Origin of the sequence: Parasphingorhabdus sp. SCSIO 66989 (assembly GCF_032852305.1) — a bacterium.
Taxonomy (GTDB): domain Bacteria; phylum Pseudomonadota; class Alphaproteobacteria; order Sphingomonadales; family Sphingomonadaceae; genus Alterisphingorhabdus; species Alterisphingorhabdus coralli.
Genome location: NZ_CP136594.1, coordinates 12436 through 31871, shown reverse-complemented (window position 1 = coordinate 31871; position 19436 = coordinate 12436). Strand labels below are relative to the sequence as shown.

Sequence of the window (19436 nt, the reverse complement as noted above, 5' to 3'; positions counted from 1 at the left end):
CGGATAGAGCTTAGACCTGATCAACTCTTATCAATCACCACCTGATTGCGGCCATTTTCCTTGGCCGCATAGAGCGCCGCATCGGCCCGTCTTAGCATGGCGCGAGGGTCGCCATCGCTGCCCAAGGCGGCGATGCCGGCGGAGAAGCTGACCGTACCGATCTGCTCTTCGGTCTCACGGATCGTGAAATTCTGACTCGCTAGCTCGTCACGGGTTTTGTCGACAATGTCGAACACTTGTTGCGGTGTTTTGTCGCTGAACAGCGTGACAAACTCTTCGCCGCCATGACGCGCCAAATGGCATCGCTCGTCCGACATGCTGTTCAATATGCCAGCGATACGCTTCAGCACCCTGTCGCCGACATCATGGCCATAATTGTCGTTAATCGCCTTGAAGTGATCAATATCGATAAAGGCGACCGTCAACGGCTCAAAATTCTTCTTCGATTGCGCCAGCGCTTCCTTCAGAACATCTTCAAAAGCCCAGCGATTGGGCAGGCCGGTAAGCTGATCAGTCTCGGCCTTTTGTGTCGCATCATCCAGCTTTTTGCGCATTTTGACGACATTGCTTTCGGCTTCTTTTAGCTGGCGTTCTGCCTCTTGCGATTTTTTGATCATTGCATTGGTCAGGCTGAACAGTCTTGTCAGATGGTTTTCACTGCCAGCAGGCTGATCAATCTGTTTCATTTCCTGCTTCAAGGCCTTGCTATAGTTGCGATTGTCACCGCGACTGTCAGCAATCACCTTATGGCCCTGACGCAGAACCTGGGTGCCGCTGTTGATCAGCTTGGTAAGCTCGGAAAAGTCGAAGATATTCAAATGCTGTGCTGTCAGCTCATATACCGAACCCAAAGGAACGGTGCCGCGTTCTTCCATGAGCGCGTCAATCTCTGCGCATAGTTTCTGGTTGGCGCCATAAAGATACTCCCAGCCGAGCCGATAGGCTTCTGGCGTTGGCTCCAATTGCGCAGAGTCCAGAAAATCATAGACCGCCTCCAGCTTTTTCAGCCGCAGCGGTTTCTCTTCTGGCGGCGCATCCTTCCAGCCAAAATATTCGATAACCCGCTTGCCTAGGCCGGATGTTGCTGGCTCAGCATTGCGGAATTGGGAGTGAGAGTGTTTTGTCATCATGTCCACTTTTTGTTGTTGGACATAATAACGGTCTCCACTCACAGAACTTTAGGTCTTTCGTGAAGAGATCTGCATCGTCATCCAGCGCGGTTTTGCCCGGAGCGACGACCGTCAGGACGCCGCCGCATTGGTGTGTTGCCGCCACGATTTTCGCCCGATTTGCCGCTACTATGGTTTTTACCTGTATAAGACTTGCCGCTAGTGCTGTTTGCCCTCTTGCCATCCGGTTTGCGATGATGCTTGTTTGCGCCATGGGGCTTGCGCTGGCCATCGCGGCGATTGTTGTTGCGCTGGTCGTCTGATGATGTCGCATTACCACGATTATCGCGTCGTGACCCGCGCTCTTGACGGTCGCTATCACCCTGACGTTCGTCATGACGGTTGTCATTACGCCCATTTTCATGCCGACGATTGAAATTGTGTTTTTTGCCCTGACCGCCATCATTACCATGGCGGTTGTTTCGGCGATTACCGGACCCGGAGCGTTCGCCACGTGAGTCATGCTCGCGCGCTTCGATGGCATCTTTTTCGCGATAGGCGGTCGGGTCATAGCTGCTGCGTTTCTGTCCCTGATCTGCGCGGTCATCGCCAATCGCAGGGGCAGGCCGACCATGTCGGTTTCCAGAACGACGACCATCGCGGCGGGAGTCCCGGCGGTCATCGCGACGTGCGTCTCTGCGTCCTCCGCGACCGCGCGGTCCGGGGCCTTTTTCGATTTTGGCAGGACCGGGCAGATTGGCGGCGGCCTCGTTAAAGCCTTCGGGCAGCGGCATCGGTGTCATTCGCACGCCGGTAAGGCGTTGGATGTCGCGGATATAGACTTTCTCATCAGGCGCGGCGAAGCTGAACGCCTGACCATCGGCCCCGGCGCGCGCGGTGCGACCGATGCGGTGGACATATTGCTCGGGCACATTGGGGATTTCATAATTGATCACATGGCTGACGCCGGAAACGTCAATGCCACGCGCGGCGATATCGGTGGCGACAAGGATTTTCACCCTGCCATCGCGAAAACCCTGCAACGCCGTGGTGCGCTGCGCCTGGCTCTTATTGCCATGAATGGCGGCAGCGGCGAGACCTGCACCAGTCAGATAACGCACGACCCGGTCGGCACCATGTTTGGTGCGGGTAAAGACCAGCGCGCGCTCAACATCCCATTCGTGTAATTTGAGGGTGAGAAGCGCCTGCTTTTCCTTCTGGTTGATATAGGTGATATGCTGCTCCACCCGCTCTGCGGTGGTGGCAGGGGGCGTTACTTCGACCGTCACCGGATCATCGAGAAAGCGTGCGCCAAGCTCGGCAATTGCCTTGGGCATGGTGGCAGAGAAGAACAGGCTCTGGCGCTGCTTGGGGAGCAATTTGTCGATGCGCTTCAACGGCACGATAAAGCCCAGATCCATCATCTGATCGGCTTCATCGAGAACAAAAATCTCAACATCACGAAGCTGGAGCGCGCGTTGATCGATCAGATCGAGCAGCCGCCCCGGTGTCGCTACCAGCACATCGGTGCCGGCCGCCAGCTTGCGGATTTGCCGGTTGATCGGCACGCCGCCAAACACGGTTTCCACAGACAGGCGCAAATGCTGGGCATAGCCGCGCATATTCTCGGCAATCTGCGCTGCCAATTCGCGCGTTGGCGAAAGCACCAGCATGCGGCAACCGCGGAACGGGCGCGGCTTGTTCTCGCTCGCCAGATGGTGCAGCGAGGGCAATGAAAAGGCGGCGGTCTTGCCGGTTCCGGTCTGGGCGATGCCGCACAGATCGCGGCCTTCGAGCAAGGCAGGGATTGCCTGTTTCTGGATTGGCGTGGGGTCGGCATAGCCTTTTTTGGCGAGTGCGCGGATGATGGGCTCGGCAAGGCCAAGCTGTTCAAAATAGGACATGAATATACCTTCAAATAGAGGCAGCGCACACGCCGGATATCTGCCGGGTGCAGCGATGCGGGAAGCAAAACGTCCCGCGTGAAAAGGGAAGTGAAAACCGTTAGCGCATGGATGATCGACCGGTCCGGTTATTGCGCTGATTACCCTATATGGGATCAGGCCCGGCGTTCACGCTGTCGATATGATCGGATGGTTCATTCCACCGCGACACATGCGCTGCTGGCGGCCATGTGGTCGGTTTTTATAGAAAGTGCAAGCTTTATTGCTGTGCCAATATCCGCTCAGCGAGTTTCAAGTGCGGCCTGTCGAGCATCTTGCCGTCCAAAGACACTGCACCAGCGCCGGGATTTTCGGCAAAGGCGGCGACTACGGCTTCGGCCTCGGCAATCTCTTCATCGCTTGGCGTAAAGGCGGTCTGGATTGGTTCGACCTGAGCGGGGTGGATTGCAAGCATGCCGGAAAAACCGTCACTGCGTCCGGCTTGCGCATAGGCGATCAGCCCTTCGGTATCGCGGAAATCGGCGTGCAGCGTATCAATCGCCTGCACGTCCAGAGCATGGGCGGTGAGCAGCACCTGCGCGCGGACCATCTGATATGGGAAGGTCCATGATCCATCCGCCTTACGTTTGCGCGATGCGCCGATGGCGGCGCTTAAATCCTCTGCGCCCCAGCTTAGACCAGCGAGGCGCGCCTTGCCGGCAAATTTGCCCTCAAGATAGCGGTGCAGCGTCATCGCCGCGCCGGGAGTTTCGGTGACGATTGGCAGGATGGCGGTGCTGCCTTCCCGCAGGTTGGCCTTGCGCTCGCGCTCGAACAGCAGATGGTCTAGCTCGGCCACCTGTTCCGGGCCTGTGCATTTGGGCAGGACGATGCCGACCGGATCGGCATCAAGTGCCGTCTCTAGATCATCAATCGCATCGCGGGTATCAAGCGGATTGATCCGCAGCCAGAGATCGGGCGCATCTGCATCATGTTTATGTGCGGCGATAAAGTCATGGGTCAGTTGCCGCGCTTCGGCGCGCTTTTCCGGCACCACCGAATCTTCGAGATCGATAATCACCGCATCGGCGCCGCTGGTCAGCGATTTCTCCTGTTTGCGGGCAGAATCGCCGGGGACGAAAAGCATCGCGCGCAAAGGCAATTGGCAATGGGCGGTCATGCGGCTTCTGCCCTGTCTGCAGTGTTGTCGGGATTGGGCAGCATCAGTGCCGCGCGCTTGCAGCTCGCGACCAGCTCATTCTTCTGATTATAGGCGCGATGGGCAAAGGTGACGATACCCTGGCCCGGACGTGATTTGCTGGGACGCAGATCGAGCACTTCGCTTTCCACCCGCACCGTGTCGCCGGCAAAAAGCGGGGCAGGGAAGCGCACCTCATCCCAGCCGAGATTGGCGACGGTGGTGCCCAAAGTGGTGTCGCCCACCGAGATGCCGACCATCAGGCCGAGTGTGAAGCAGCTGTTTATGATCCGGGTGCCGAACTCGCTATTCTCCTGACACCATTGCTCATCGAGATGCAGCGCCGCCGGGTTATGCGTCATCGCCGAGAACATCAGATTATCGGTCTCTGTCACGGTGCGGCGCAGTGCATGCTGAAAGGTCTGGCCGATGGTGAATTCCTCAAAATACAGGCCGGGCAAGGCGCTCTCCTCTTGGTATTATGCTTTCATCATCTGCGTTACATCGCACCGTGCTGACAGGCAAGATGAGTGGCCATCCGGGCGTGGGACAAGGGTTTCATAAAAGCCACAAAGAGAAAAAAGCAAAAAAGGATTTTGGCAGTCGCGGCTTCCAAACTCGCGCGGATAAAGCGTTCGGAAGACCCTTTTATCCTTTTTCTCTTTTTTCCTTTTATGAAACCTTATCATTCACCGAAAGGGCAGCTTGAGCGACCAGCCGAAACGCCTTGGCTTGTCATCCTGCCATTCATCCAGCCCGATGGTCATAGCCTTATGCCCGCCTCGCGGCTCGGCGATATAGGTTCCGAAAATCCGATCCCATAGCGCAAAGCAGAAACCATAATTGCTGTGAGTCTCTTCTGGCAGGGTGCTATGATGGATACGGTGCATATCGGGTGTCACCACCAGCCAGCGCAAAGCCCGGTCGAGAGTCTTGGGCAGGGTGATATTGGCGTGGTTGAACAGTGGAAAGAGCGACAGCAACAGCTCGAACAGGATAAGCGCCCCCAAGGGCACGCCGAGCAGAAAGGCCACCAGCATCTTATACGCCATGGAGAGACCGATCTCGAGCGGATGGAAGCGCAGCGCGGTGGTCATATCAAAGTCGCGATCGGCATGATGCACCTTATGCAAGCGCCACAGCCATGGCACATGGTGGAGGACTACATGCTGCACCCAGACGGCGAGATCGAGCAGCAGAACCGCCAGCAACCATTCCACCCAGACGGGCAATCCGAGAAACGGCAGCAGACCGAATTGACCACTGCCCAGGGCGCTGATGCCGCCATAGAGCAGAATCGCCATCAGCGCCTGCACCCCGCGTTCGATGGGCAGGTTGATGACGACAAAGCCCAAATGGGTGCGCCAGCGTTTTGTCAGTGGATCGGTAAGGCGGCGACGCGCTATCAGCCGTTCGGCGAGCAGCAGCACAAGCGCAGTGATGGCCAATATGCAGGTGATCAGCCCGGGCTGATCGGCGGCGATCATGCCGCGTTGCTGTCCCGGGTCGCCTGCTTCAGCGTGGGATAATCGGTATAGCCCTCGGCGCTTTGCAGATACCATGTCGGGGTGAAATGCCATGGCGTCTCACCGCCCAGCGCCGGATTCAATGGCGCATTACTGCGCAGCCGTTCAACCAGATCGGGGTTGGTAATGAACGGGCGGCCAAAGCTGATCGCATCGCACTTGCCCTCGGCCAAGGCCGCTTCGGCACGCGCCTTGTCATAATCGCTGTTGAGGATCAGCGGCGCATCGAAAACTTTGCGAATATGCGGGCTAACTGCCGGTATATCGGTGTTTCCATAGGTGCCAAAGGGCGGTGGCTCGCGCAGTTCCAGGAAAGCGATGCCGATATCGCTGAGCAGCTTGGCGGCGGCGCTGAAGGTCTCGTTCGGCGTTGCATCATCCGCGCCCTGGCTGTCGCCATTGGGAGAGAGACGCACCGCGACGCGGGTCTTGCCCCAGACACCGACCAGCCTTTGCGTCACCTCACCGAGCAATCGGATGCGATTGGCAATCGAGCCGCCATAATCATCCTCGCGATGGTTTGTACCCGAGCGGATAAACTGGTCGATCAGATAGCCATTGGCGCTGTGTAGCTGCACCCCGTCAAAACCGGCGCGCTTGGCGTTTTCCGCCGCATTGGCATAATCATCCAGCAGCCGGGGAATTTCCGACAGCTCCAGCGGTCGCGCCTCGACATAGGGCTTTTTGCCCTCATAGGTGCGGGTATTGCCGGGGCCCGTGGTGGCGGAGGAGGAAATGGGCGGATTGCCGTCATTAAAATCGGGATGGACCAGTCGCCCCATATGCCAGAGCTGGCAGAATATCCGCCCGCCTGCTTGATGCATCTGCTCGACAATCGGTTTCCATGCCTCGGTCTGTTCGTCGCTCCAGATTCCGGGGGCGAAACAGGTGCCGAGGCCTTCCTGGCTGATGCCGGTGGCTTCGGAGAGTATCAGGCCCGCCGTGGCACGCTGGGCATAATAGTCGCCCTGTATCGGATTGGGGACATGCCCTTGTGTTGCGCGGCAGCGGGTCAGCGGTGCCATGATGATGCGGTTAGGCGCGGCAATCGCGCCCAGTTGGATCGGGTCAAACAGGCAGGTCATGCGTTAATCCCCAACCCAGTTGGCAATGGCGATGGCCACGCGATTGGCGGCGCTATTAAGCGCTTGCCCGACTATGGCTGCTTCAACATTCCCCACGGGCTCGCGCTCCTCAAAGCGCCGGGTACTGACCTCACCACTGCGCTCGCGACGCACCGCGTCATAGGTGACGACAGCGTCGCCGCTGCGCGCATCATAACCAAAATTGACCAGCTCGCCGGAGAGGATCGTGCCCTCGCGGCTTTGCGCATCCTCAATCGCCAGCACCAGCCGGTCGGTGCGCGCGCGCACCGTTTCCATCACCAGTGACTGGAACAACCGGGTGGGCCGATCGACCCATAATGCCTGTTCGACATAGGCGATCGAGGTATCATCGACCTGCACCGGCACGCGATTGGTGTCGAGGCTGCGCGGCGCTTTGGGCAGCGAGACGATAAGCGCGCGGGAGGTTGTGGCATCGCGCGCACTGTCGCGTGCCAGCGGCTCATTGGCACTCAGCGTCAGCAGCGCTTCGGGCGGATCACCACTGGCACCAAGGCTGACACAACCGCTAAGCAGTAGCGCCAGTCCGGTGGCCATTGCCAACGGTTTGAATGCTCTCGTTTTGGGAGAATATGTAGCAATCATTGTTTATAATCCGGCAATGCGGGAGAGCCGAGCAATGCCCCGGCACCTTCCTGATCGAGTTTCTCGGTAATCGCCGTCAGCGCGGCGGACATAGCACGCAAATCGCGGATCAGCGCTTCGGTCTGTGGCAAGGTTTCATTGGAGAATTCGGCCAGCCCCGGCTGCGCCGCCGCAGAGGTACGCTCCAGTTCCTCCATCGCGCCCTGTGCCGATTTCAGCGTCTCGCGCAGTTCGGCAGCGAGCGCCGTGCCTTCCTTTCCGATCAGGCCATTGGCATTGTCAGCAAGTGTGCCATATTTATCGAGCGTGGTCTGTGTGGCCTTGAGCGTCGCTTGCAGCTCGCGCAAAGACTTGCCGATCTCGGGTGATTGGCGCGCAAATTCTTCGGTGATGACCGCCGAATTGGCGAGCAAAGCGGCGATTGATTCCTGGTTTTCCGGCGACAATGTCTGCGTCAGTCGCTCGGTCAGCGTCGCTAGCCGCTCAATCAGCAGTGGCGCGGTATTCAGCAGCTCGCCAAGCGCTCCGGGTTTGGTCGGGATGACCGGAACACCCTCGGGTCCCGGGCTGGTAATCGGTTTTTGCCCTTTCAGCGCGCCATCAAGCAGGATTTGCGGCGGGGCGGTAAAGCTGACACTCTGGATTGTCGCGGTTGTTCCCTGCAGCACCGGGATATTCTCGGCAACAGAGACTCGCACCCGGACAAATTCCGGGTCTTTGTCCCAAAGCTGCACCTCGGTCACCTGCCCGGCATTAACGCCGGAGAAAGACACGCCCGAGCCGACAGCCAGTCCGTTCACCGATTGCTTGAAGAAAATATCATATTGCTTGTTATCGCCATCGCCAAAGCGCGCCAGCCAGACGATAAACGCCGCCAGCGCCAGCAGCAGCACCAAAGTGATAGCACCGACCCAGATATGATTTGCGCGTGTTTCCATTGCCTTATGTCTATCCTGTTATTCCGCTTTTGACAGCGCAAATTCGTATCTGATCGGCTCCATGGCGAAGGCTATATCTCATAATCCGCCGGATGCGCACGGATTTGCGCCGTTTTTGCGGCGCGGCCACGCGGGCCGTTAAAATATTCCTGTATCCATGGGTGATCGGTCGCCAGCAATTCGTCAATCGTGCCAATGCCGATGACCTTCTGGTCCGCCAGCACCGCTACCCGATCGCAGATTTCATGCAGCGTATCGAGGTCATGGGTGATGAGAAATACGGTAAAGCCCAGCGTTTGCTGCAATTCGCGGGTGAGGGCATCAAAGGCAGCGGCGCCAATCGGGTCGAGCCCGGCTGTTGGTTCATCAAGGAATAACAGATCGGGATCAAGCGCCAGTGCGCGGGCCAGTCCGGCGCGCTTCTTCATGCCACCGGAAAGCTCGGACGGGTATTTGTTCGCCGCGCTGGCGGGCAGGCCGGAGAGCATGATCTTGTAGAGTGCAATTTCGTGGCGCAAGTCCTGACTGATATCGGGGTAAAACTCCTTCATTGGCACGGTGACATTCTCGCCTACGGTCAATGTCGAAAACAGCGCTCCGCCCTGAAACAACACGCCCCAGCGGCGGCGGATGCCGAGATAGTTGCGCTCTCCGCCGCAGACATTGCGCCCCAGCACCGAGATTTCGCCTTGCTCGGGGCTTTGCAGCCCGATGATCGAGCGCATCAGCACCGACTTGCCGGTCCCCGATCCGCCGACAACGCCGAGGATTTCGCCGCGTCGCACCTCAAGGTCGAGATCATTATGCACCACCTGATCGCCAAAGGCATTGCGCAGGCCCTTGATCGAGATTATCGGCTCGCCGCGTTCGGGCAATTCGGGCGTTGTATTGCGGTCGGATTTGCGGCTCATATCGGGCTTACCCCCATCCCACCCAGGTGAAGAACACCGCAAAAAATGCATCGAGCACGATGATCATGAAAATCGCCTGCACCACCGCAGCTGTGGTGCGCAGGCCGACATCCTCGGCATTGCCCTTGACCAGCATGCCCTGATAACAGCCCGACAAGGCAACAATTGCGCCGAACACCGGCGCCTTGACCAGCCCAACCCAAAGGTCATGCATCGGCACCACTTGCTGGATCGTGGTGACAAAGGTGCTGATCGGGATATCCAGCGTTAATGCACATAGTATCGCGCCGCCAAACATGGCGACCAGCGAGGAATAAAAGCCGAGCAGCGGCATCATCAGCACCGCCGCCAATACGCGCGGCAGGACCAGCGCCTGCATCGGTTCGACGCCGATGGTGCGCATGGCATCAACCTCCTCGGTCAGCTTCATCGTCCCTATTTGAGCGGCAAAGGCCGAGCCCGAGCGCCCGGCGACCATGATGGCGGTCATCAACACGCCCAGCTCGCGCAAGGTCAGGCGACCGACCAGATTGATGGTGAAGATCTCGGCACCAAATTGCCGCAACTGCACCGCACCCTGTTGCGCAATGACGATGCCGATCAAAAAGCTCATCAGCCCGACAATGCCGAGCGCGGTGACGCCAACCAGCTCAAAATGGCGCACCAAGGCGCGCCAGCGAAAGCGCGAAGGTTCGCGTACCACATCAAAGAAGCTGGCAAGCAGCGAGCCAATAAAGCCGATAGTGCCAAACATGCTGGCAAAGGCATGCGAGGTGGCCTCGCCCATCTCGGCCAAAATCCGCAAGGGCGCGATAAGTACGGGAGCTTTCACCTGCCCCGGTTCATCGGCGCTGGCGACTGCGCCCATTAATCGCATGGCTTCAGGTGATGCATGGCGTACTTCGGCCATATGGTCACGGCGTAACCGATGGACGATCCATGCGCCGACCGTATCGACCTCATCCACCTCGTTGAGATCGATCACATCAATCTGCTGATCCAGTGCATTCAGCTGTTGGTTAATCATACCAGCGGTGGTTATATCCAGCACCCCGGAGAGATGGAGCACGGCCTGATCACCCTCTTCATGCTGAACAGTAAAATCGGCCATATCGCTCATGATTGGCGATACATGCGGGAAAGCCTTTCGATTCACAAGGCTTTATGGTTTAGGGCGTGGGTCAGGCTGAGCCGAACCAGGATGATACACGGAACCCGCTATGCGCCCCTTGGTGATTTACGATATGGATAAGACGATCACCCGGCGACCAACTTATTCCGCCTTTCTGATGCATGTCGCATTGCGTCGTGCGCCATGGCGGCTCTTGTTCCTGCCGATTTCCGCAGTATTCGGGCTTGGTTATCTTCTGAGAATGGTCAGCAGGGATCGTCTGAAAGAACTGAACCAGCTTCTGTTTCTTGGCGGCGTGGCTTCGACCCGCCAGCTCGAGCCGCATATCGAAAGCTATGCCGATAAGGTGATGGCAAGGAACATCCAGCCCGGTGCGCTGCGGCAGATTGCCGCTGACAAGGCGGAAGGATGCCAGCTGGTGATGGCAACGGCGTCCTATGCGCTTTATGCCGCACCGATTGCGCGGCGGCTGGGCTTTGATGTGGTGCTGGGTACGCGCCTGATCGGCGAAGACAGCGCCCATGTGAGGGCACGGATTGATGGTGAAAATTGCTATGGTGAAGCCAAGCTGATGCGGATTAATGACTGGATCGAAAACGCCTCAGAGGCAAACGATACCATAGCTGTGGCCCGCACCTACTCAGATCATGTCTCTGATGTTCCAATGCTTTTATTAGGCAGCGAGCCTGTCGCCGTAAACCCGCACCCGCCATTGGCCGATCACGCTAGAGCGCATGGCTGGCGCATTGCTGATTGGCGCCAATAGGCGTCGCTAATCCTGCAAACGGGGCTTTTGGTCGAACTGCGGTTGTGACTACAGCGGTGGTCAGCCCAAGGGGTTTACCCGAGTTCACAATTGGCAGGTGGGAAACCGGTCCACTCAAGCCAGTTTCTGAAGAAAGAAGGCGGCAGTGCGAGTTTTGCTTGTTGGCAGTGTGCTGCTTGTTTCTGTTCCGCTTGCCTCTGCTGCCCATGCGCAGACAGAGTCGGACATTGAGGATTCCGAGCCTGCCATTTCCATCACAGACCCCGAGGCCCAAGCTTCGGCCGAGTTAAACGCCGACAGCGCCCCGCGCCCGACGCGTGAAAATGGCCGCGATATCTATGCGCCTGAGGCTTTCTCCCGCTTCAATCCGCGCTCGGCGCTGGATATGGTGCAGCAAATCCCCGGCTTCACCATTTCCGGTTCCGATGCCAATGAGCGCGGTCTGGGACAGGCACAGCAAAATGTGCTCATCAACGGCCAGCGCATTTCCGGCAAGACCAATGATGCCGAAACCGCATTGAGCCGTATCAACGCTTCGGCGGTTGAACGGCTTGAAATCCTCGATGGTGCTACGCTGAATATTGCCGGGCTATCGGGGCAGGTGCTCAATCTGGTGGTATCGCGTCAGGGCCTCACCGGCAATTTTAGCTGGAACCCGGTGCTGCGCCAGCGGCTGGAAGATGACTGGTTTAGCGGTGAGGTTTCGGTCAGCGGCAAGCTGGGCAAGGCAGACTACACCATCACAGTGGAAAATGATGGTCGCCGACAGGGTGGTTTTGGGCCGGAATTGATAACCGGGCCTGATGGTGAATTGTTGTTTACCCGCGACGAGATTGCACGCTTTTACTCTGACCGTCCGGCACTGACACTGTTTTATGGTCGCACCAGCGATGCCGGATCGATCTTCAACTTCAATGGCCGCTTTCAGATCCAGAATTTCAGTACCGAGATTGACACTATCCGATCACAAGAGGGTATCCCCGACATATTAGAGCCGTTTCGCAGTGCAGAGGATGAACGCAATTTCGAGATCAGCGCCGATTATGATTTCGCGCTGGCTGGCGGACGGCTGAAGCTTATCGGCTTTCAGCGTTATGAGCATAGCCCCACCATTGATGAGTTTCGTCGCATACCGGGCGATGGAAACCCGGCAACCGGTAGCTTATTCGACCAGACCGCCGATGAGGGCGAGAGCATCGCCCGCGCTGAATATGGCTGGCGGTCCAAGAACGGCAATGACTGGCAGATTGCTGCAGAAGGTGCGTTCAACTTTCTCGATATCGAGGCTGAACTGTTTAGCCTTGACCCCAATGGTGAATTTGTGCCCGCACCACTCGACAATGCAACCAGCCGGGTTGAGGAGGTACGCGGGGAAATCATATTGACCTATGGTCGCCGCCTGGCACCTAATCTGACGCTGCAATCCAATTTTGGTGCTGAATATAGCGAGTTGTCGCAGACAGGAGAGTTCGGCCTGACGCGCAGCTTTGTCCGCCCAAAAGGCTCGGTCGCGCTTACCTGGAACACCAATGCCAATCTCGATCTCAATTTCACGTTGGAGCGCAATGTCGGCCAGCTCAATTTCTTTGACTTCATCGCCCAGCCTGATCTCGGCAATGAAGTCGATAATGGTGGCAACCCACAACTCGTGCCTGAGCAAAACTGGAATTTTGAGGTTGAAGCACAGCAGAGTCTCGGTTCGCTAGGCAATATGAATTTGCGACTATTCTATACGCTGATCAGCGATATTGTTGATCGCGTGCCGATATCCGACACGCTGGAGGCGCCGGGTAATCTTGATAGTGCATGGCGTCTGGGGGCTGAGCTCAATGGCACCTTGCTGTTTGACGATCTGGGTATTCCCGGGGCACGTCTGGATGTCGGCCTTTTCTGGCAGACCAGCCGCGTTGACGACCCGCTGACCGGGGTTTCGCGGCGGATCAATGATGACCGTATCTACACCATTGACCTGAACTTTCGTCATGATGTTCCGGATACCGAAGTGGCGTGGGGTGCATTTCTATTCCGCCGCGAAAACTCCAGCGGATTCAGGCTTGATCTGCGTAGTCTCAGCTTTGAGACCAAACCTGATCTGGGGATGTTCTTTGAACATAAAAATGTTGCGGGCATGACGGCGCGGCTGAATGTATCGAACCTGTTGGGCTTGAGCGACGGGTTCTTGCGTGAATTCTCTGAAGGGCGTCGCGATGGCCCCATCGCCTTTACCGAGCGGCGCGAACGTGCCTTCGGCCAGATCGTTTCGCTGGACCTCACGGGCACTTTTTAGACCGCCGGTTCAAACCAATGGGCTTGCGATGCAAGACCGCTACGCCTAATTCCTCTTGGTAATGCCACCCGATACCTCCCGCCCCGATGATGCCTTGCCCGATTGGGGCGTGGTACGGCGCTTTCTGCCCTATCTCTGGCCCAAAGATGCGCCCGGATTGCGGCTAAGGATTGTTGTAGCGCTGTCGCTGATCCTGATCAGCAAGGCGATTGTCCTCTCCATGCCCTTTGCCTTCAAGGCGGCGGTGGATGCGATGTCGGGTGAGACATCCGAAGCGGTGACGCTGATTATGGCGCTGGTCGGGCTTTATGCCTTGGCGCGATTTGGCGCGGTGGTTTCGGACAATATCCGCAATATTGTGTTTGAACGCGTTGGCCAGCGCGCGACGCAGCAACTGGCGGAGCATGTGTTTGTCCGCCTGCATCGCCTGTCCTTGCGCTTTCATCTCGCCCGCCGCACTGGTGAAATCACCAAGGTGATCGAACGCGGCACCAAGAGCATCGACATCATGCTCTATTTCCTGTTGTTCAATATCGCGCCGACGATCATCGAGCTGACCGCGGTGCTGGTGATCTTCTGGATCAATTTCGGCTGGCCACTGGTGGCGGCGACTCTGGTTATGGTGGCGCTCTATACCATTTTCACCAGCCGCATCACCGAGTGGCGCAGCAAGTTGCGGGCCGAGATGAACAATCTCGACAGCGAGGCATTGGCCAAGGCGGTGGACTCGCTGCTCAACTATGAGACGGTGAAATATTTCGGTGCGGAGGACCGCGAAAGTGCGCGCTATCAGACCGCCACCCGCGCCTATGCCGATGCTGCCGTCACATCGGAAAACTCGCTGGCGCTGCTTAATATAGGCCAGTCTTTTATCACCAATCTGATGATGGGCGGCGCGATGGCGTTTACCGTTTGGGGCTGGTCCACCGGGCGGCTGTCTGTGGGTGACCTGGTGTTAGTCAACGGCCTGCTGCTGCAACTTTTCCGCCCGCTGGACCTGCTCGGCATGGTCTATCGCACCATCCGTCAGGGTCTGGTCGACATGGCGGCGATGTTTACCCTGATTGATACTGAAGCCGAAGTCACCGACAAACCGGGCGCGCAGCCATTGGCACTGGCCGACACCGGCGTGCGTTTTGATAATGTCAGCTTCGGCTATGATGATGACCGGATGATCCTCAATGGCCTGAGCTTTGAGGTTGGTGCGGGGGAGACGCTGGCGATTGTCGGCCCTTCAGGCGCAGGCAAATCGACCATCGCCCGGCTGCTCTTCCGCTTTTACGATGCTAAAAGCGGCGCGGTGATGATCGGCGGCGAGAATGTTGCCAATGTCACTCAGGCCTCGGTACGCAATGCCATCGGCATCGTGCCGCAGGATACCGTGCTGTTCAATGATACCATCGGCTATAATATCGCTTATGGTCATGGCGATGCTGATAAGGCGACCGTCCGCGAAGCCGCGCAAGGCGCCGCCATTGCAGGATTTATCGAGGGCTTGCCCCAAGGCTATGATACCCCGGTCGGCGAACGCGGCCTGAAACTCTCCGGCGGCGAAAAACAGCGTGTTGCCATCGCCCGAACCTTGGTGAAAAATCCGCCGATTTTGGTCCTCGACGAAGCCACCAGCGCCCTCGACAGTCGCACCGAAGAAGCGATCCTCGATACGTTACGCGATATTGCCCAGCAACGCACAACATTGGTAATCGCGCATCGCCTGTCGACCGTTACCCATGCCGACCGGATTATTGTTCTCGATAAGGGCAAGGTGGCAGAAAGCGGGACACATCAGGAATTGCTGGCCAAAAATGGTCTCTATGCCGAAATGTGGGCGCGCCAGGCCGCCGATGATTCTGCGGATCAGGACGACATGGAGACCGTCGGATCATGACCGCTACCACCATAACCGATCCGCAGGAGATTCTGCGTCAGACCTTTGGGTTTTCTGGCTTTCGCGGCAAGCAGGAAGCGGTGGTCAGTCGGGTATTGCGCGGTGAGAATACGCTCGCGGTGATGCCCACCGGCGCGGGGAAATCGCTGTGTTATCAGCTCCCTGCATTGGCGCGATCCGGCACCGCGATTGTTATCTCACCGCTGATTGCGCTGATGCATGATCAGATCCGCGCGGCCAAGGCAGTGGGGATCAGAGCAGCAGCGATGACCTCTGCCGATCACGATAATGCGGCCACTGCGGACCGGTTACGCCGCGGTGAACTGGATCTGCTCTATATCGCCCCCGAACGAGCCACAATGGGCGCATTTCAGAACCTGCTGTCTGCCATAGACATCTCTCTATTTGCTATCGACGAGGCGCATTGTGTCTCTGAATGGGGGCATGATTTCCGCCCCGATTATCGCCTGCTGCGTCCGCTGCTTGACCAGTTCCAACATGTGCCAAGGCTGGCGCTGACGGCGACGGCAGATAAGGTAACGCGCGAGGATATTCTGCATCAGCTCGGTATCCCGCTAGAGGGCCTGGTGCTTGCCGGGTTTGACCGCCCCAATATCCGCTACGCCATCACCCCGCGCAAAAATGCCGGTAAGCAGATTATCGACTTTCTCGCCCGTAATCCGGGTGCCGGGATTGTCTATGCACCAAGCCGCAAAAAGACCGAGACAATTGCCGCGCAGATCGCCGCCACCGGTCGCCCGGTGGGCGTCTATCATGCCGGTCTTCCGCCGGAGCAGCGCGCTGCGGCGCAGGCGGAATTTGTGCGTTCAGAAGATATGGTGATGGTCGCCACCATCGCTTTTGGCATGGGGATCGACAAGCCCGATGTGCGCTTTGTGATTCATGCTGGCCTGCCCAAATCGCTTGAGGCCTATTATCAGGAAACCGGGCGCGCGGGCCGCGATGGTGATCCGGCAGAGGCACAGCTTTTCTGGGGTGCGACCGATTTTGCCCAGGCGCGGCAATGGCTCGGCGAGATTGAGGAAAACCGTCTGGCGGCCGAGCGGGCGCGGCTTAATGCGCTGGCGGCATTGGTCGAAACACCGGGTTGCCGCCGTGCGATATTGCTCAAGCATTTCGGTGAAGACCCGCCCGAGACCTGTGACAATTGTGATAATTGCGACAATCCGCCCACTGTACTCAATGTCTCCGAGATGGCGCAAAAGCTGTTAAGCGCCGTCTATCGCACCGGGCAGAGCTTTGGCATTATGCATCTGGAAAAGGTGCTGACCGGTCAGCCGGATGACAAGGTGCTGGCGCGCGGGCATGATCGGCTATCGGTGTTCGGCATTGTCAGCGCCGAGGACGCGCCTCTGCTGCGTCCCGTCATGCGGACGTTGATGGCGCATGAAATGCTGGTGACTACCGATCATGGCGGGCTTGCTTTGGGGCCAACGGCGCGGCCGGTGCTGCGCGGTGAGCAACGGGTTAGCATCGCAGAACCGCCAAAGAAAAAGCCTCGCAATCGCGTGCGCTCACAGACACCTAATCCAGTTGGCGATCCGCTGTTTGATGCTTTGCGCGCCAAACGCACCGAACTGGCGCAAGAGCGCAATGTGCCGCCCTATGTTATCTTTCACGACAGCGTGCTGCGCGCTATGGCCAGCGACCGGCCTGTCTCGCCCATGGAAATGGCGCAGATTTCCGGCGTTGGTACGAAAAAGCTGGAGGCTTATGGTGATGCGTTTCTGGATGTGATCCGGCGGTTTTAGGGCAGCGCCTATTCACGTCGCCCCCGCGAAAGCGGGGGCTGGGCTTTCTGTATCGCGCAAAGGCGCAAAGGCACTAAGAAGTATCGCCACAGAAATACTTTCTTCGTGCCTTTGCGCCTTTGCGCGAGAATATAACTGCGACGCGAACCTTCCTCCGGGGCTTTGTGGGGACGAAAATCTGTCCCAATTCTCACTTTGGAGATTCAATCCGATTGCTCTAAAAAAGGTGCCATGAAAGCAACTCAACCCTTTACGCTCTTGATGGTACCATTGCTGCTTTCGGCATGCAGCACCACATCCGCCACAGCGATAGCCGAAAGTCCCCCCACCGATAATTTCGGCACCCCCTTTGCCGATACCATCCCCGCCGATGTCCGCCGCTTTATCGTGCGGCGACAGGGGTGTGACCATTTTCGCGGTGAGCCGCCCTATGATGAACAGCGGGCGGAGTTTCTGGCGGCGCGGATCGAAGAAACCTGCACCGGCACCGATGCAGAGCTAGCCGGTCTGCGCCGCAAATATCGCGATGATGGTGCGATTATCACCGCGCTTTCAGACTTTGAAGATTCGATCGAATTGCCTTAAGCCCAGACCTATGAGTTCTCTACGCGCCATTGCCCCGACCATGCTGCTTCTGCTTGCAATTGCCTGCAGTGCTGAGCAACAGAGCGATGACGCTGCCATTCCTTCCCCCAAACCGGAGACTGCTTCCATGTTCCGCACCCTGACGCCCGAAATGCTGGTTTCACCGCAAATCAGCACCGCCGATGTCGCTGCCGCCAAAGAACAGGGTGTGACCCTGATCGTCAATAACCGCCCCGATGGTGAATCACCGGATCAGCCCGCAGGCGCTGAGATACAGGCCGCAGCTGAAGCAGCGGGTATCACCTATGTCGAAATCCCGGTAGGCCATGCCGGCTTTTCTGCACCACAGATCGAGGCGCTGAATGCCGCTCTGGCGGAAAATGCAGATGGCAAGACGCTGGCCTATTGCCGCTCCGGCACGCGCTCGACTTTTCTCTGGTCGCTAGCTCAGGCACAACAGGGCACTCCGCCCGAAGAACTGCGCCGCCTCGCAGGCAATGCCGGCTATGATATCAGCCCACTGACCCCAATGCTCGACGCGCTGTCGGGCAAGGCGAGTGAGTGAGCAACAAGGCTGTGTAGAAAACCGTTCGGGTTGAGTTTCTTCAAGCCCTGTGGGTCAATTTCAAACAGCAAACGTCATTTTCTCCGCAAGTTATGTGTCTAGTTCGGTGATCCGGCTGAGAATGTCGTCCGAGTATTTGTAGATATCCATAGGACTATCGACTGCTTGGCGAGTTTCAGCCTTGCCCGAAAACAGTCCGATATGACGAGATGTTGCGCTGTTGAAGTGTAACCTAGCTATGGTTTTGCGGTTGTTATTGTCCATAAGGATGGCGCAGTAGGATTTTGCATCCCTGATCACCACACGAGAGGGATCAATAGATTTTGCGCAAATTGCTCTAACAATTTGATAGCCTTCCATTTCGACTTCTGTCGTTTCAATGCCATCAGATGCAACTTCGCTCTCATCGAGCGCAGGTTCGCCTTCCTCGCCATGTTGCATGGCATTTCGCAGACGCTCGTTTACGCCTTCTCGAATAAGCGCGCTAATGGACTGGGTAATTACGGGTTTGAAACGATTTCGTACGGCTTCTGTGACGCTGCCATCATGTAGGCGGGACGCGATGGTTCGGACGAAATCGTCAGATGGTTCAGAAAGCTCTTTGCGCAATTCCTTGGTCACGAGTGTTTGAAGCTTAAGATGGCCAGCCTGTTCTACTATACGTTCTACATCAAAATCAGCTCTTTTGAACGCGGCTAGCTGTTTGAGATCCGACGCAGTATGGCTTTCAAGGTCGAACGTAAAAAACGGACTTTCGTCCATCATGTTGGTGCGATCTGAATCAGTATAAAATTCATAGTTTTTACCATTAGTCAGCAAAGCTACACGCGCTGTAGTGGCGGTAAAGTACCTAAAAAGCTGATTTGCATGTTTGATTGAGAGGTCGTTTGTGACAGGTTTGCATTCAACCAACAGAACTACTTCTCCATCTACGCAGAGTGCATAATCAACCTTCTCACCTTTTTTGGTACCAACGTCAGCGGTAAACTCAGCCTTAACTTCAGATGGATTGAAAATATCGTATCCAAGCGCACGCAGGAATGGCAATATGAGCGATGTTTTTGCCGATTCCTCTGTTTCTAATATCTCTTTGTGCTCTTTCAGTTTTGCCCGTAGCTCGGTCATACTTGATTCTATTTCCATGCCAGAACTCCTTATTGTCTTGAA

17 protein-coding genes are annotated in these 19436 nt (G+C 57.2%); 6 read left to right on the top strand and 11 right to left on the bottom strand.

From position 1 onward, the window contains the following. Nucleotides 1–20 precede the first annotated feature (20 nt). The 10 genes from RB602_RS00160 to RB602_RS00115 all read right to left on the bottom strand — a co-directional run bounded on the left by RB602_RS00160 (nucleotide 21) and on the right by RB602_RS00115 (nucleotide 10394). Nucleotides 21–1130, bottom strand: a complete 1110-nt coding sequence (locus tag RB602_RS00160; protein ID WP_317081831.1) for a GGDEF domain-containing protein — start codon at nucleotides 1128–1130, stop codon at nucleotides 21–23. A 77-nt stretch (nucleotides 1131–1207) separates the two neighbouring features. After that, a complete protein-coding gene (locus RB602_RS00155) occupies nucleotides 1208–3013 on the bottom strand; it encodes a DEAD/DEAH box helicase (protein WP_317081830.1) in 1806 nt (601 codons plus the stop codon). A gap of 259 nt (nucleotides 3014–3272) precedes the next feature. Next, entirely contained in the window at nucleotides 3273–4172 is a 900-nt protein-coding gene (locus tag RB602_RS00150; RefSeq protein WP_317081828.1) for an HpcH/HpaI aldolase/citrate lyase family protein, read from the bottom strand. Next, the gene (locus RB602_RS00145) at nucleotides 4169–4651 is read right to left on the bottom strand and encodes a MaoC family dehydratase (RefSeq protein WP_317081827.1); all 483 of its coding nucleotides are present in this window, start codon (nucleotides 4649–4651) and stop codon (nucleotides 4169–4171) included. Before RB602_RS00145 ends, RB602_RS00150 begins: the two co-directional genes overlap by 4 nt. A 228-nt stretch (nucleotides 4652–4879) precedes the next feature. Then, nucleotides 4880–5677 (bottom strand): sterol desaturase family protein, encoded by a 798-nt coding sequence (locus RB602_RS00140; RefSeq protein ID WP_317081826.1) that lies wholly within the window; start codon nucleotides 5675–5677, stop codon nucleotides 4880–4882. Next, nucleotides 5674–6801: an alkene reductase gene (locus RB602_RS00135; RefSeq protein ID WP_317081824.1), complete on the bottom strand. Its 1128-nt coding sequence runs from the start codon at nucleotides 6799–6801 to the stop codon at nucleotides 5674–5676. Before RB602_RS00135 ends, RB602_RS00140 begins: the two co-directional genes overlap by 4 nt. Before the next feature lie 3 nt (nucleotides 6802–6804). Next, nucleotides 6805–7377 (bottom strand): ABC-type transport auxiliary lipoprotein family protein, encoded by a 573-nt coding sequence (locus RB602_RS00130; protein ID WP_317081823.1) that lies wholly within the window; start codon nucleotides 7375–7377, stop codon nucleotides 6805–6807. A 44-nt stretch (nucleotides 7378–7421) separates the two neighbouring features. Continuing rightward, nucleotides 7422–8363 carry an MlaD family protein gene (locus tag RB602_RS00125; protein ID WP_317081821.1) on the bottom strand — a complete coding sequence of 314 codons (942 nt, stop codon included), beginning with the start codon at nucleotides 8361–8363 and terminating at the stop codon, nucleotides 7422–7424. Nucleotides 8364–8434: 71 nt separating this feature from the next. Beyond that, the gene (locus tag RB602_RS00120; RefSeq protein WP_317081819.1) at nucleotides 8435–9274 is read right to left on the bottom strand and encodes an ABC transporter ATP-binding protein; all 840 of its coding nucleotides are present in this window, start codon (nucleotides 9272–9274) and stop codon (nucleotides 8435–8437) included. Between the two features lie 7 nt (nucleotides 9275–9281). After that, nucleotides 9282–10394 (bottom strand): ABC transporter permease, encoded by a 1113-nt coding sequence (locus RB602_RS00115; protein WP_317081817.1) that lies wholly within the window; start codon nucleotides 10392–10394, stop codon nucleotides 9282–9284. 124 nt (nucleotides 10395–10518) lie between these two features. Between RB602_RS00115 and RB602_RS00110 the strand changes: the two genes are divergently transcribed. The 6 genes from RB602_RS00110 (at nucleotide 10519) to RB602_RS00085 (ending at nucleotide 18269) form a co-directional block, all read left to right on the top strand. Further along, nucleotides 10519–11172, top strand: coding sequence for an HAD family hydrolase (locus tag RB602_RS00110; RefSeq protein WP_317081814.1), 654 nt, complete (start codon nucleotides 10519–10521; stop codon nucleotides 11170–11172). Nucleotides 11173–11317: 145 nt separating this feature from the next. Continuing rightward, entirely contained in the window at nucleotides 11318–13459 is a 2142-nt protein-coding gene (locus RB602_RS00105) for a TonB-dependent receptor plug domain-containing protein (protein WP_317081811.1), read from the top strand. 61 nt (nucleotides 13460–13520) lie between these two features. Next, nucleotides 13521–15347 (top strand): ABCB family ABC transporter ATP-binding protein/permease, encoded by a 1827-nt coding sequence (locus tag RB602_RS00100; RefSeq protein ID WP_317081809.1) that lies wholly within the window; start codon nucleotides 13521–13523, stop codon nucleotides 15345–15347. After that, nucleotides 15344–17119 carry a DNA helicase RecQ gene (gene recQ / locus RB602_RS00095; RefSeq protein WP_317081806.1) on the top strand — a complete coding sequence of 592 codons (1776 nt, stop codon included), beginning with the start codon at nucleotides 15344–15346 and terminating at the stop codon, nucleotides 17117–17119. Before RB602_RS00100 ends, recQ begins: the two co-directional genes overlap by 4 nt. Nucleotides 17120–17350: 231 nt before the next feature. Further along, the gene (locus tag RB602_RS00090; protein WP_317081804.1) at nucleotides 17351–17704 is read left to right on the top strand and encodes a hypothetical protein; all 354 of its coding nucleotides are present in this window, start codon (nucleotides 17351–17353) and stop codon (nucleotides 17702–17704) included. A gap of 10 nt (nucleotides 17705–17714) precedes the next feature. Beyond that, nucleotides 17715–18269, top strand: a complete 555-nt coding sequence (locus RB602_RS00085) for a TIGR01244 family sulfur transferase (RefSeq protein ID WP_317081802.1) — start codon at nucleotides 17715–17717, stop codon at nucleotides 18267–18269. Nucleotides 18270–18359: 90 nt separating this feature from the next. On the opposite strand, the gene RB602_RS00080 is transcribed toward RB602_RS00085, so the two are convergent. Then, on the bottom strand, nucleotides 18360–19412 hold the full coding sequence (locus RB602_RS00080; protein ID WP_317081800.1) for a type I restriction endonuclease: 1053 nt from the start codon (nucleotides 19410–19412) through the stop codon (nucleotides 18360–18362). Nucleotides 19413–19436 lie beyond the last annotated feature (24 nt).

Excerpts from the sequence above, each read along its gene's own strand:
- RB602_RS00160 (WP_317081831.1), bottom strand. The coding sequence starts at position 1,130 with ATGATGACAAAACACTCTCACTCCCAATTCCGCAATGCTGAGCCAGCA.
- RB602_RS00155 (WP_317081830.1), bottom strand. The coding sequence starts at position 3,013 with ATGTCCTATTTTGAACAGCTTGGCCTTGCCGAGCCCATCATCCGCGCA.
- RB602_RS00150 (WP_317081828.1), bottom strand. The coding sequence starts at position 4,172 with ATGACCGCCCATTGCCAATTGCCTTTGCGCGCGATGCTTTTCGTCCCC.
- RB602_RS00140 (WP_317081826.1), bottom strand. The coding sequence starts at position 5,677 with ATGATCGCCGCCGATCAGCCCGGGCTGATCACCTGCATATTGGCCATC.
- RB602_RS00135 (WP_317081824.1), bottom strand. The coding sequence starts at position 6,801 with ATGACCTGCCTGTTTGACCCGATCCAACTGGGCGCGATTGCCGCGCCT.
- RB602_RS00130 (WP_317081823.1), bottom strand. The coding sequence starts at position 7,377 with ATGGCCACCGGACTGGCGCTACTGCTTAGCGGTTGTGTCAGCCTTGGT.
- RB602_RS00125 (WP_317081821.1), bottom strand. The coding sequence starts at position 8,363 with ATGGAAACACGCGCAAATCATATCTGGGTCGGTGCTATCACTTTGGTG.
- RB602_RS00120 (WP_317081819.1), bottom strand. The coding sequence starts at position 9,274 with ATGAGCCGCAAATCCGACCGCAATACAACGCCCGAATTGCCCGAACGC.
- RB602_RS00115 (WP_317081817.1), bottom strand. The coding sequence starts at position 10,394 with ATGAGCGATATGGCCGATTTTACTGTTCAGCATGAAGAGGGTGATCAG.
- RB602_RS00110 (WP_317081814.1), top strand. The coding sequence starts at position 10,519 with ATGGATAAGACGATCACCCGGCGACCAACTTATTCCGCCTTTCTGATG.
- RB602_RS00100 (WP_317081809.1), top strand. The coding sequence starts at position 13,521 with ATGCCACCCGATACCTCCCGCCCCGATGATGCCTTGCCCGATTGGGGC.
- recQ (WP_317081806.1), top strand. The coding sequence starts at position 15,344 with ATGACCGCTACCACCATAACCGATCCGCAGGAGATTCTGCGTCAGACC.
- RB602_RS00090 (WP_317081804.1), top strand. The coding sequence starts at position 17,351 with ATGAAAGCAACTCAACCCTTTACGCTCTTGATGGTACCATTGCTGCTT.
- RB602_RS00085 (WP_317081802.1), top strand. The coding sequence starts at position 17,715 with ATGAGTTCTCTACGCGCCATTGCCCCGACCATGCTGCTTCTGCTTGCA.
- RB602_RS00080 (WP_317081800.1), bottom strand. The coding sequence starts at position 19,412 with ATGGAAATAGAATCAAGTATGACCGAGCTACGGGCAAAACTGAAAGAG.